This window comes from Sphingosinicella soli, assembly GCF_014199685.1.
In the GTDB taxonomy this organism is placed as follows: Bacteria; Pseudomonadota; Alphaproteobacteria; order Sphingomonadales; family Sphingomonadaceae; genus Sphingosinicella; species Sphingosinicella soli.
Genome location: NZ_JACHNZ010000051.1, coordinates 15,785 through 27,145 on the forward strand (window position 1 = coordinate 15,785; position 11,361 = coordinate 27,145).

Consider the following 11,361-nt stretch of genomic DNA (forward strand, 5'->3'; position numbering starts at 1 on the left):
CTCAGCGCCCGTCGCGCAGCAGCGCCTGCCGCACCGCGCGCGCGACCTGGCGGCCGCTTTTCGCCATGAACGCGGGCGACGCGTCCGCAGGCGCATTCACCGTCACGTTGATCGTCGTCGCCCCGCCCGCAGCGCCCGTCTCGATGCGCCCGCTCGCGGTCGGCACGAACACCTCCGGCCCCCGCTCGCCCACCAGATACGCCTGCCCCGGCGACACAGGCCCTCCGGTGGCCCGACCCGGCAGCCCGAACGCAGTCAGCGCCGCGCTCGCGAGCGTGCTGAAAATCCCGCCCGATCCGCCGCCGCCGCCGATGCTCATCTGCAATGTCGACGCCGCGATCTCGTTCATCACCGAAAGCACCGTCCGCTTCAGGTCTTCGAACCCGAACTTGCCCGTGCGAATGAAGCGACCCAGCGCGCTTTCCATCGCGCTCCCCGCCCGGTCCATGCCCGCCTGCAGCGGTCCATCCAGTTGCCGCGACATCGTCTCGACATCGCGCGCAAACCCCTGCGTATCCGCGCGCACCTTCAGCACGAGCGTTTCGATCTCATCGTCCATCGTCGCGTTCCATCAATTGTCGCAGTTCCGCCCCGCCCAGCGCGTCTTCCGCCGCCGGTCCCAGCGCGTTCAGCAGATCGGCGGGCGTCGCCGCCCAGAAGTCATCGGCCCGCCACCCCAGCCGCGCCGCGAGCCCCGCCGCGCGCCGCGCGCTCTCGGCGAAGGTCATCGCCCGGCGAGGATCTGCGTCAGCAGCGCCTTCAGCGCAGGCGTCGCCGCCGCGAGTCCTCCCGCCACCAGCGCCTCGCAGAAAGCCTCCCGCTCCAGCCCTTGTGGATCGAGACAGTGCCAGAACAGCCCCGCCATCTCGGCGATCGAAAGCTGCCCCGCCGCCGCCCGCTCCACGAGCCCGAACAGCGGCCCAAGCTCGGCTTCCGCCGCAACCAGCGCCGCAAAGCTGGGCCGCAGCCGCAACCGCTCGCCCGCCACCACGATCTCAGCCTCCCCCCGCACCGCATTCGCTCCTCTCCCGCCCGCGGGAGAGGATACGAAGCCTTGGCCGAAGGCCGCAGGCGAAGTTGGTGAGGGCATCGCTGAGGGCCTCACGCCGTCACCACCGGCCCGGCGCTTTCCAGCGCGAGCGTGTACGTCCGCTCCCCGCCGAAATCGCCCGCATAGTCGAGCCGCGTCACCAGAAACGGCCCCTGCATCCTCTCGCCGCTCTCGAAGCTCAGCTCGTACCCCGCCACCGTGCCGCCGAGCGCCAGCGTCTTCAGCAGCGCCTCGGCGGTAGAGCCCGTGAACACCCCCGCGCCCGAAACCGAAACATGCCGCACCCCGCCGCCGGAAAGCAGCTCGCGCCATCCGCCCGATCCCTTGTTCGTCACCGCGACCGCGTCGCTCGCGATCGACATCTGCGTCGTGCGCAGCCCCGCGATCGTCTGGTACGTCGCGGGCGCCCCCCCGCTCGAAATTTTCAGCAGGAATGCACTGCCCTTCTCGGCTGCCATGATCGTCTCTCCTTCAAAGCGTTTCCGTCCGCGCGCGAAATTCGATGGTGCCGCTCACCAGCCCGCGCGCGGGGTCGGCGGCCGTGCGGCTGCGCAGCATGTCGTTGGTGACGAGCCGGTGGCCGTCGAGCGCGGCGATCCCGAGCACCGCAGTCTCCGCTGCGGCGAGCACCGGCTTCAGCGCCGAAACCGCGTCCCCCGCCGCCCACGCCGTCACGCCGTAGAGATGCTGCCGCCGCCGCTCGGTCTTGGTGGAAATGTCGGTGACGAGATCCGGCCCGATCGTCAGGTACGGAAGCACCGCACCGGCAGGCGGCCCGTCGTATACCCCCGTCACGATCGGCCCCGCCAGGTCGGCGAGCGCCGCATACAGCGCCTGTTGCAGCGCAAGTCCCGCATCGCTCATAAAAGGCTCCTCAGCCACGCGCCCGGCCAGCGCAGCCGCGCATCGGTGGTCGCCCGGCGCCGCAGTCCGCGTCCGGCCAGCCGCACCGCGCTGCCCTCCGCGCGGATATCGACCCCCGGCATGTCCCCCGCCGCCGCAAGCCGCCGCGCCATGCGGCGCTCTTCGCGCGCGGAAATTTGTGCAGCTTTGCTGCGCAGCAAATCGCGCAAAGTCATGGCCTTGCCTCCGCGCGCAGCAGGATGCGATCGGGCCGCAGCGGATCGCGCGTCACCGCGATCACGGTCAGTCGTTCCCCGCGCCATTGCAGCCGGTCGCCGACCTTTGCCGAGGCCTCTCCGCGCATCACGATCGTGTAACGCGCAGGCGCCGCGAGCCGCTCGCCCCGCGCGCCCATCGCGGGCGGCTCGCTTTCCACGCTTGCCCACACCGGCACCCCGAACACGGGATCGCCCGCCGCGCCCGCAGCATCGCCCGCGCCCGAAACGCCGATCGCGATGCGCTCCTTCAGCGCGCCCGCCATCTCGCCGCTCATGCGAGGCGCATCCGCCGCCAGGGCCGCCACAGCGCCGCGACCGCAGCCGGCGGCCCCGCATCGCCCGCCGCATCGCGGTTGGCATAGAGATGCGCCGCAAGCCGCACGATGCCCTGCCGCAGCGGCTCGGGCACCCCGTTCCAGTCTTCCGCCAGCCCCGCCTCCACCACGACACGCGCCGCCGTGCTGCCGGAAACACGCACCCAGCCGTCCCCCGAGGCATCGGTCAGGCTGTCGAACGCCGCAGCATCCTCCCCCACGAACGCGCCTTCGAAACTGCGCACGGGCGTCGCGGCCAGCCGGCGCCACTGCCCGCCCGCGGCCACCGTTTCGCTGCGCGCCTCCGCGATCAGCACCTGGCCCGTGAACGCCTCGCACAGCGCCGCGGCGCTCCGCACCAGCCCCGCGAGCAGCGCGTCCTCGTCGGCGCCGTCGATGCGCAGATACGCTTTCACCTCGCCGAGCGAGACGGCCAGCGGCGCGCTCATCGTTCGTCCACCCTGATGGAAAGCGTGCGCTCCTCGATGCGCCCGCTCGTCAGCGTCACCCGGTTGGTCACGCGGTAGACGTGCCCGGGCACGCCGCCCTCCAGCGTCGCCGAAGCGCGCGCGGGCAGGCTTGTCGCCCCGGCGACGGCGATGCCGCCGGCCTCTTCGGGCGCGACGATCCATGCGCTGGCGGCGATCGTATCGCCCGCCAGATAGCCCGCCGCCCAGTCGACCGTGTAGTCGATCCGCGCGCCGGGATCTTTCAGATAGAATCCCATCGCAAACTCCGTGGTTGATCGTTTCAGGCTGCGCCGACGCTGAGCACGCGCGTGTCGGGCCGCACGCGCAGCACCGCGCCGGAAAGGCCGGGCGGAACGAAATCCGTGCTCAGAAACGACTGCGCCGCGCGGTGCGGCATCGCGGCGCCCGCGCACTGCAGCACGCCCGCCGCCGTCAGCGGCGATGCGCCCGCGTGCTGGCCGTGCCCGCACGATGCCGCGGCGATCTGCCCGGAAAGGGAAAGCGCCCCGCCGCCGCCGTGATGACCGTGCGCCGCGCCCGCAACCGCGAGCGCGGGTGCCGATGCTAACAGTGCAGCCGACGTCGCATCCGCGCTGTGCAGCGCCGAGGCCGGGTTCAGCCCGGCCCCCAGCCACCCGGCCTGATACGTATCGACGAGCGCAGGCCCGATCGTGTCGACGCTGTCGCCGATCTCGTTCAGGAAGTCCGCGAACGCGTAGGACCATTCGAACGTCAGCGCGAACCCGCCCACCGTGCCGCTGCGCGCGAACGCCGTGCTGCTGCTCGACGAGCTGCCGCCGTAGTTATGCAGGCTCGATCCGTACAGCGCCTCGACATGGCCGAGGAAGGCGTCCTCCGCCGCGCTGAACCCGGTCGAATAGGTGCCGAACTTCGTCTGCGATCCCGAATGGCTGTGCCACGCGAGCTGCCCCGTGCAATTGATCAGATCATCGCCGTTCACGCCCCACTGCGTCACCAGCATCGCCACGCTCGCCTCGACGGCGTTCTGCGGGTCGTTGATGTCGCTGCGGTCGATCGCGTTCGATCCCCACACGCGGTTCGGATCCTCGCCGACGTCCCCCGGCTCGGCGCTGCCCCGCGCCATGCCGCCGACCATCCCCGCCGTGTTGATGATCTGGAAGATGTGTTCGAAATCGTCGCGCAGCACATCGTGATCGGCGTCCGAAACGCTCATCAGCCGCTCGGCAAAGCGCATCATCGCGCGCAGCCCGCCCCATTCGCCCGCGTGCGTCCACGCATGGAACAGCCGCTTTTTCGGCCCCGTCGCCGCCGGGTTCGTGATGCCGAAGGCAAACGCGAAGGTGTGCCCGACCTGTATCCCGTCCGGGCTCACCTGGTCGGGGAAATCGAAATAGGCGTATTTGTTCGGCGCCGACGATGAAACGCCCAGATCGATGCACGCCTGCGGGCGATAGATGTTCGCGTTCGCGTCCCACGTCGCCAGCCAGTCTTCCAGCTCCTCGTAGGGGACCGGCGGAATGTTCGCGATCTGGATCGCGCTCTCGGCAAAGGCGCTGTCGTTCGAAACCGTCAGGATCGAATCCGTCACCGATCGGTTGACGAACGGCTGCCACGCATAAAGGTCGCCGATGTCCGACGCGAGCCGCCAGTAGAGGCGGGCGTTCGTCGGCGGTGTCGATGTCGTGCGCCAGGTCGAATAATCGAGCTTGAAAACCGGCGTGCGGCCCGTCTGTTTCAGGTCGATGTCGGCGTAGAAGCCCTCCCACTTCGTGCCCGCGATATTGTCGTTGCTCTCCGGGTCGCCGAACAGTTCGATCGTCGGCGCGGCGCTGTCTCCGTCCGTGATGATGCTCGCCGCCGCGTCCACGTCGCCGCCGCCCGGCGGGCGCGAAACCGTCGGCGAGAGATCCCCGGTATCGAGCAGCGCCGCGCCCGCGCCGTGGGCGTGCGCCCCTGCCGAGGGCGCGATCACCGTTTCCGTCGCCGCCGCAAGGATCACGCCGATCACGTGGTTCGATCCGTTGGACCAGCTGCCGCTTGCGGGCGTGAACGCATAGCCCACGTCCGTCAGCGTCTCGGGGGGGTCGGCGGGCGCGTAGTCCGCAACCGCCATCGCGCCGCCGCCGGTTCCGCTGCCGACCGTCGCGGTCAGCCGGCTCGTGCCGTGCGAAGGGCCGGTCCATGTGCCTGCCGACGCCGTCACGACCTGAAGGTACACAAGCCGCGCGTCGGCAGGCACGGTGATGCCGAACCTCGCCACCGCCGCGCTCGATCCCGGCACGTATGCGGGCGTCGAAACCGCGACCGGCGCGCCGCCGTCATATTCGACGACACCGATCTGGATATCGCTGCCCGTCACGCCGTTGTGGCTGATCTCCAGCGGCGCGCTGCCGCTCGCGGCATTTTCCAGCACCCACATGTCGGCAACGTCGACCGTCGCCGCTGAGCCGAGATCGCCCTTGTTCACGCGCGTGAAGCTCTGTGCGCCCCGCGTGACCCCGGTGATGGCAAGCGGCGACGACGCGTTCGCGCGCTCGTGGTCGATCACGGCGATCAGCGTATGGCCGGTGCCCGAAACGACATAGGCATCGGTGGTGATCGGGCTCGCGTTCGCCGTGGTGTCGAAATGAACGACGGCGGCGTTCACGAATTGGGGAGCGGTCATGGCCGAGTATCCCTAGGGATGTGTGGGGCTTCAGTTCAGGGCGAGGCGAAAAGGGTGGATTTCGAGAACCGGCGCGCAGCGGACTTTGGGTCCGTGAGCACCGGAAGCGGAGAAAGCCGCCGTTTGCAGCCCGTCATGGACTGAAGCCCCGCACATCCTAGGCGGGATCGCCGATTTCGATGTCCCACGCGCCGAAGCTCACGGTGCTTGCCGATACGAGCGGCTGAGCGGGGCAGGTGGTCACGTAGAGGAGGCGCGTTCCCGGTCCGTCGAGCAGCGCCACGTGTGTCGCGGTGCCCGATGCGGTGATGGCGACATCGCTCTTCGCCGCGACGCTCAGGCGCCGCCCGGAGGTCACGCCCTCCTGAATCGTGAAGTCGGTGCTCGTCATCGCCGCGTCGGCGAGCGCATCGCTGTTTGCAGCCGCGTAGCTTGCCGGTTCGGCGGCGAGCGCCACCATGCGCGTGGCGCCCGTCTTCACGGCATCGAGCGCTGCATCGAGCACGTCGTTATGCACGGCTTTCGCCATGTCCTGTCTCCTTGGTTGGTCGGGAAAAGGGTGCGCCGCGGCGGCAGGGGGGACCGCCGCGGCGCGTTCGCTGTGGCTAGGCCGCAGCGAATCTCAGCAGTTTGATCGCTTCGGAATTGGCGACTGCGCCGCCGATCCGTTTCGTCGCGTAGAAGTGCACGAAGGGCTTGTGCGAATAGGGGTCGCGCAGGATGCGGGTCGCCGTGCGCTCGGCGATCACGTAACCCGCCATGAAATTGCCGAACGCGATCGAAAGGCTCCCTGCGGCAATGTCCGGCATCGCTTCGGCCTCCACCACCGGATAGCCGAGCAGCGTTGCCGGCTGGCCCTCCGAAAGACCCGGACGCCACAGGAAATTCTCGTCGCCGTCCTTCATCTTGCGCACGCGCGCCAGCGTCTTCGAATTCATCACGAACGCCGCGCCCTGCCGGTAGACCGGCCGCAGCAGGTGCACGAGATCGATGAGCGCATTCTCCGGCTCGCTCGCCGCGAAGTTCGCCGAAACGCCCGTCGGCAGATGCTGCAGCGTCCCGAATGCCCGCACGCTGTCGGCGGTGGTTGCGGTCGCGTAGCTCAGGAACCCCCTGGGCTGGTTCGTGCCGTTTCCGTTCACGAACGCCGCGCCTTCCACGGCGGCGAATTCGCGCGCGATTTCGTCCGTCAGCCAGCTTTCCACGTCGAACGCCGCGTCATCCAGCATCGCCTGGCTCGCCGCCGGGTTCGCATAAAGATCGCCCATCGGCGGCGCGATCTCGTTGAAGTCGGGCGTCTCGGTCTCGGGGCGCGCGGCGATGTCCGACACCCAGCCCGAAGCGAACCCGCCGCTCGCCACCAGCTTGCGGTAATTGCTGCTCCCCACCTTCACCACGTTCGCGATCGCGCGGATCGGCGAGATGTCCTTCAGGGTCGCGTCGATCTTCTGGTCGATCTCCACCGGCACGGCATAGCCGCCGTCGGCGTCGGCAAGCGACATCGCCTTCACCTCCGGCGCGGCGATGCCCTTGCGCAGATACGAGTCCGCGAACGCCTTGCGCTCCGGCGGCGCATCGGGCCCGAGCGCGGGCCTTGCCGCCTTCACCTGCATCGCGCCGAGCTGCGCGGTCAGCGCCGCCACCTCTTCGCGCAGCGCACCGGCCTGCGCCGCCTCGATCTCACCGTCCGCCTTCACTTCATAGTTCATGGTTCGCTCCTTCAGTGATCGAAAACACCCGCGCCAGCGGCTGCATGGGGAACGTCACGAGCGAGACCTCGATCAGCTCCACCGCCAGCAATTCCCGCAGCCCCCGCGCCCGGTCGGCGCGCGACGTCCGCACGCGGTATCCGAACGACAGCCCCGAAAGCGCCCCGGCCCGAAGCAAACTCGCCGCCTCGCGCGCGCCCTCGCTGCCTGCCGCCAGCCGCGCCAGAATCCGCAGCCCCCGCCCGTCCTCGTCGGCCCGCTCGACAATGCCCACCGGCCGCGCGGCGTCGTGCTGCCACAGCAGCGGCACCGCCCCCGCGCCTGCAAACGCGCCCTTCCGCACCACGTCCCGCCCCCGGTCCGGCACGTCGAACACGGCCGCGTACCCGGCGAGGCGCAGCGCGCCTTCCGTTCCTGTCATCTGCAATGTCCTTGTCGCTATTCGGCGAGCACGCCCTTCAGGCCCACCGTCACCACCAGCCCCATCACCAGCCCCGCGAGCATCAGCCGCACCAGCCAGCCGACGAGCGCCGCGCGCGCGCTTTTCTTCGCCTCGCGCCATGCGCCGAGCAGCGCGCGCAGTTCGCCCACGTCCTCGCCGGCCTTCGCGTCGGTCAGCCCCACGCGCGCCAGCGCCCGCGCCGTGCCCGCCTCGCTCGCCTCTTCCACGAGCGCGCGCAGCGTCACCAGGTCCGCGCCCTTCCCCGCTGCCTGCGCGATGAGGCCCGTCAGCATCGCGTCGGCGTTCACGCGAAATCCTCCGCGTCGATCCCCAGCAGCCGCCGCTTCTCCTCGCCCGAAAGGAAATCCGCCGCGCTCACCTGCGCCCACAGGATCTCGCGGTCGTGCGACAGCGCGGGGATATCGTCCTTGTCGATCGTCACGCGCGCGTCCGGCCACCAGTGCCGCAGCCAGTGCGTCAGCGCCTCGGCGATACGCCCGACGAGCGGCAGCACGGTCAGCCGCCACAGCGCGCGATTGGCTTCCGAATAGTTCGCATAGGTATTGTCCCCCGGCAGCCCGAGCAGCATCGGCGGCACCCCGAAGGCGAGCGCGATGTCGCGCGCGGCCCCCGCGTGCATCCCGGCGAAATCCATGTCGGCGGGCGTCATCGAAAGCGCTTGCCACTTCAGCCCGCCTTCCAGCAGCATCGGCCGGCCGGCGTTCCCCGCGCCCGCGAAGCTCGCCTCCATCTCGGCGCGCAGCCGCTCGAACTGCGCCGGAGACAGCGCGCCCTCGCCCTCGAACACCAGCGCCCCGGAAGGCCGCGCCGCATTGGCGAGCAGCGCCCGGTTCCACGCCGCCGCCGCATTGTGCGTCGCCACCGCGCCCGCCGCCGCCGCCAGGCAGCCGAGCCCGTAGTGATCGCCGGTCGGGTTCAGCATGCGTATGTGCAGCACGCCTGCGGTTTCACCATGCGCGGGCAGCCGCACCGCCGTCTCCCCGGCGCGGTAAAGGAACGCTGCGGGCCACCCCCGCGCGTCGCCTTCAACCGTCACCCTGTCGGGCCGCAGTGCGTGCAGTTCGGCGGGCCGCCCGCCCGCGCCGATCGCCGCGTCCACATAGGCGTTGCCGTGCAGCAGCAGATGCGCCGCGAGTCCCTCCAGAAACCCCGCCCGGGTCTCGCGCGGATTGGGCTGCGCGATCAGCGCCGCAAGCGCCTCGCCGCAAACCTTCAGCGGCGCCGAGCCCGCGCTTTCCGCCACCAGCCGGACCGCCCGGCTCGCCACCGGATTGCGCGTCATGGCCTCGCGCACCCGCGCCGCATAAGACTGCGGCACGTCATCCCAGCCCCCGCCAAAGCCCAGCACATGCCGCGGCAAGGCCGGACGCCCGCTCTTGCGGCCGAACCAGTTCAACATCAGCGATCTCCAGCAAAAAAGAAGAAAACCCCCTCGCCCCGATGAGGAAAGGGGCAATAAAAAAGCCCTTGTCCGCGCGAGCCTCAACCTGGAATCGATTGTCTCTCCTGAGCGTTTCGCGTATCGGGAGCGCACAAACAGACGCGAGTTCCGAGGTCGAAATGGTCAAGTGAAAGTTCATCGCTTAGCGGCACATTGACGCGAACGATTTCGCACGACCATTCGTGCGAGCCTGCTTTCACTCGACCGATCGAGACCACCGATGTTGTTGGAACTTGCGCGCGTTCATTACGGACGCCTTCTCATCGCATACGCCTTTACCACCGGCGGCATGATCGCCGGTCTGCTTTACCCGCTTGCAATCGGCTTCGCGATTAACGGCGTGCTGTCGGGCGACTTTGGCGCCGTGCTGTGGCTGGTTGGCTGCCACTCAGCGCAACTGGTGCTGACCGTCGCATCCAAACGATACGACACGCGTGTGTTCACCCGCATATACGGCGCCCTTGCCTCACGGATCGTTGACCGCTCCCGCGCTGCCGGCATGGAGCCGGCCCGCGTCGCGGCGCGCGTCGCGCTTTCGCGTGAATACACCAGTTTTCTCGAAGAAGACGTCTCGCGTATTCTCTATGCTGCGATAGCGCTCAGCATTTCCATGGGGCACTGGTGTTCCTGGAACCCGTGCTGGCCTTCACCTGTACGGCGCTCGGCGTTCCGCTCTTTCTCGTCGGCCGCTGGCTCGGGCGACGATCCGCCCGTTTGAACAAGGGGCTGAACAATCGTCTGGAGAGCGAGGTCGCGCTTCTCTCCCACGGAAAAGCGGGCAGAGTGCGCCGTCACTTCAAAGCGCTTGCCGGCTGGCGGATCAAACTCTCCGATGCGGAATCCACAGCCTTCGGCTTGATGGAAGTGCTGGTCATCGTTCTGTTCGTCGTTGCCTTGTGGCGGGTCGGAAACGCGGAGGAGACGCCGCAGGCGGGCGATGTCTTCGCAATCTTCTCCTATCTTTGGCGATTTGTCGAAAGCCTCGATCAGGCTCCGGTCTTGATCCAGAAACTGGCGAAGCTCCGAGATTTGGACCGACGCCTCGCGTCGGTTGCCGCATAGCGAAACGGATCGGCGTGAGACGGAGGGACGCCCAGCCTCAATCCACGATAAACAGCCGCGCGCCTTTCGCGCTCACAGACCGGTGCGCCATCGCCCCGTCGCCCACATGATACGACATCCCCGGCGTCAACGTGACCCGCCGTCCATCCGCAAGCTCGGTCACCAGCTCGCCTTCAAGGCAGAGCAATATATGCCCCTTCTCGCACCAGTGATCGGCAAGATACCCCGGCGAATAGTCCACCATCCGCACCCGGATCACCCCGAACTGCCGCGTCCGCCAAACGGCGTGCCCGGTCTCGCCGGGATACACGGTCTCGGGGACGGCCGCCCAGTCGGCGGTCTCGAAAGCGAGCGGATCGATATGCATGGCAGGAGCGTCGATAAACTAGCTGGACGTGCCATCCGCATCCAGAGCTTGGCGCAACTTTTCCGTTTTACCGACAAGAGACCAGTATGCTCTTTTGACCTTAGATGGGTGTTTTACATGATGTTTTTTGCGCAGCCAGCGCTTAGCAAGAGTTTCGAATTCACAAAAATAGGCCGGATTGCAATAGGCCTCTCTTGTTTTCGTTATATAGGGAAAGAGCTTGCTGTAATCTCGCGTAAACTGTGTAAAGAACCAATATTTATAGAAATTCTCTTCGAATACACCTTTTCTTATAGAAAGACTTATCAATTCATATTGATTTAGCTGCCTAAGTATTATTTTAGAAGCAGGGTTTTCCGAATTCTCATCTAGCGCAAGGCTTTCAATATTTTGCTTGGACACTTCTAAGTCGGTAATAACTTTTTTAAACTGGGCGTAAGACTCATTATCGCCTGCGTCAAAAAAGGTTTGCACTACCATCTGAATGGTAGCCTGCCGACGGCTTATTTTACCATTGTGCCAGATAACTAGAAAAGCTGCGATTGCGGAAAGGACAATGCAAATTGCTTGGATTGCATCAGAGTTCTCGCCGACCCAGCACCAAAGTGAATACGAACACCCCTGACGTGACCCCCTGGTTTCCACCAGCACGGATTAGAGTCCGGCAGCTTTGTTGCGCATGAGCGCGGGTTGAGCAATGGCCTGCGAAGCGGAGC

Annotated in this window: 19 protein-coding genes; 2 read left to right on the forward strand and 17 right to left on the reverse strand. The window is 67.5% G+C overall.

Going from position 1 to position 11,361, the window contains the following annotated elements:
- Window position 1: 1 nt before the first annotated feature.
- The 15 genes from GGQ98_RS16415 to GGQ98_RS16485 all read right to left on the reverse strand — a co-directional run bounded on the left by GGQ98_RS16415 (window position 2) and on the right by GGQ98_RS16485 (window position 9,171).
- Window positions 2–559 (reverse strand): tail tape measure protein, encoded by a 558-nt coding sequence (locus tag GGQ98_RS16415; RefSeq protein WP_184071475.1) that lies wholly within the window; start codon window positions 557–559, stop codon window positions 2–4.
- Window positions 549–728, reverse strand: a complete 180-nt coding sequence (locus tag GGQ98_RS16420; RefSeq protein WP_184071476.1) for a phage tail assembly chaperone — start codon at window positions 726–728, stop codon at window positions 549–551. The genes GGQ98_RS16415 and GGQ98_RS16420 overlap by 11 nt, the downstream gene beginning before the upstream one ends.
- Complete coding sequence (locus GGQ98_RS16425) at window positions 725–1,012, reverse strand: GTA-gp10 family protein (protein ID WP_341534244.1); 288 nt, start codon at window positions 1,010–1,012, stop codon at window positions 725–727. The genes GGQ98_RS16420 and GGQ98_RS16425 overlap by 4 nt, the downstream gene beginning before the upstream one ends.
- 89 nt (window positions 1,013–1,101) lie before the next feature.
- Window positions 1,102–1,509 carry a phage tail tube protein gene (locus GGQ98_RS16430; RefSeq protein ID WP_184071481.1) on the reverse strand — a complete coding sequence of 136 codons (408 nt, stop codon included), beginning with the start codon at window positions 1,507–1,509 and terminating at the stop codon, window positions 1,102–1,104.
- Window positions 1,510–1,522: 13 nt separating this feature from the next.
- Complete coding sequence (locus GGQ98_RS16435) at window positions 1,523–1,915, reverse strand: DUF3168 domain-containing protein (RefSeq protein ID WP_184071483.1); 393 nt, start codon at window positions 1,913–1,915, stop codon at window positions 1,523–1,525.
- Window positions 1,912–2,130 (reverse strand): hypothetical protein, encoded by a 219-nt coding sequence (locus GGQ98_RS16440; protein WP_184071485.1) that lies wholly within the window; start codon window positions 2,128–2,130, stop codon window positions 1,912–1,914. The genes GGQ98_RS16435 and GGQ98_RS16440 overlap by 4 nt, the downstream gene beginning before the upstream one ends.
- Window positions 2,127–2,447 carry a head-tail adaptor protein gene (locus GGQ98_RS16445; protein WP_184071487.1) on the reverse strand — a complete coding sequence of 107 codons (321 nt, stop codon included), beginning with the start codon at window positions 2,445–2,447 and terminating at the stop codon, window positions 2,127–2,129. Before GGQ98_RS16445 ends, GGQ98_RS16440 begins: the two co-directional genes overlap by 4 nt.
- Window positions 2,444–2,935, reverse strand: coding sequence for a head-tail connector protein (locus tag GGQ98_RS16450; RefSeq protein WP_184071489.1), 492 nt, complete (start codon window positions 2,933–2,935; stop codon window positions 2,444–2,446). The genes GGQ98_RS16445 and GGQ98_RS16450 overlap by 4 nt, the downstream gene beginning before the upstream one ends.
- Window positions 2,932–3,213 (reverse strand): phage fiber-tail adaptor protein, encoded by a 282-nt coding sequence (locus tag GGQ98_RS16455; RefSeq protein ID WP_184071491.1) that lies wholly within the window; start codon window positions 3,211–3,213, stop codon window positions 2,932–2,934. Before GGQ98_RS16455 ends, GGQ98_RS16450 begins: the two co-directional genes overlap by 4 nt.
- 23 nt (window positions 3,214–3,236) lie before the next feature.
- Window positions 3,237–5,603 (reverse strand): hypothetical protein, encoded by a 2,367-nt coding sequence (locus tag GGQ98_RS16460; protein ID WP_184071493.1) that lies wholly within the window; start codon window positions 5,601–5,603, stop codon window positions 3,237–3,239.
- A 157-nt stretch (window positions 5,604–5,760) separates the two neighbouring features.
- Window positions 5,761–6,132: a hypothetical protein gene (locus tag GGQ98_RS16465; protein WP_184071494.1), complete on the reverse strand. Its 372-nt coding sequence runs from the start codon at window positions 6,130–6,132 to the stop codon at window positions 5,761–5,763.
- Window positions 6,133–6,208: 76 nt separating this feature from the next.
- Window positions 6,209–7,312: a phage major capsid protein gene (locus GGQ98_RS16470; protein ID WP_184071496.1), complete on the reverse strand. Its 1,104-nt coding sequence runs from the start codon at window positions 7,310–7,312 to the stop codon at window positions 6,209–6,211.
- Window positions 7,302–7,733 (reverse strand): HK97 family phage prohead protease, encoded by a 432-nt coding sequence (locus GGQ98_RS16475; protein ID WP_184071498.1) that lies wholly within the window; start codon window positions 7,731–7,733, stop codon window positions 7,302–7,304. The genes GGQ98_RS16470 and GGQ98_RS16475 overlap by 11 nt, the downstream gene beginning before the upstream one ends.
- Before the next feature lie 17 nt (window positions 7,734–7,750).
- Complete coding sequence (locus tag GGQ98_RS16480) at window positions 7,751–8,062, reverse strand: DUF6127 family protein (RefSeq protein WP_341534245.1); 312 nt, start codon at window positions 8,060–8,062, stop codon at window positions 7,751–7,753.
- Complete coding sequence (locus GGQ98_RS16485) at window positions 8,059–9,171, reverse strand: phage portal protein (protein ID WP_424141372.1); 1,113 nt, start codon at window positions 9,169–9,171, stop codon at window positions 8,059–8,061. The genes GGQ98_RS16480 and GGQ98_RS16485 overlap by 4 nt, the downstream gene beginning before the upstream one ends.
- Before the next feature lie 265 nt (window positions 9,172–9,436).
- Here GGQ98_RS16485 and GGQ98_RS18720 point away from each other — a divergent pair, with 265 nt between their 5' ends.
- Both GGQ98_RS18720 and GGQ98_RS18725 read left to right on the forward strand, forming a co-directional pair.
- Window positions 9,437–9,934 (forward strand): ABC transporter six-transmembrane domain-containing protein, encoded by a 498-nt coding sequence (locus GGQ98_RS18720; RefSeq protein ID WP_184071501.1) that lies wholly within the window; start codon window positions 9,437–9,439, stop codon window positions 9,932–9,934.
- A complete protein-coding gene (locus GGQ98_RS18725) occupies window positions 9,853–10,278 on the forward strand; it encodes an ABC transporter six-transmembrane domain-containing protein (RefSeq protein ID WP_184071502.1) in 426 nt (141 codons plus the stop codon). The genes GGQ98_RS18720 and GGQ98_RS18725 overlap by 82 nt, the downstream gene beginning before the upstream one ends.
- 37 nt (window positions 10,279–10,315) lie before the next feature.
- Here GGQ98_RS18725 and GGQ98_RS16500 read toward each other — a convergent pair whose 3' ends face one another.
- Together GGQ98_RS16500 and GGQ98_RS16505 are read right to left on the reverse strand one after the other, a co-directional pair.
- Window positions 10,316–10,645 carry a DHCW motif cupin fold protein gene (locus GGQ98_RS16500; protein WP_184071503.1) on the reverse strand — a complete coding sequence of 110 codons (330 nt, stop codon included), beginning with the start codon at window positions 10,643–10,645 and terminating at the stop codon, window positions 10,316–10,318.
- A gap of 18 nt (window positions 10,646–10,663) precedes the next feature.
- Window positions 10,664–11,296 carry a DUF4760 domain-containing protein gene (locus tag GGQ98_RS16505; RefSeq protein ID WP_184071504.1) on the reverse strand — a complete coding sequence of 211 codons (633 nt, stop codon included), beginning with the start codon at window positions 11,294–11,296 and terminating at the stop codon, window positions 10,664–10,666.
- Window positions 11,297–11,361: the final 65 nt, after the last annotated feature.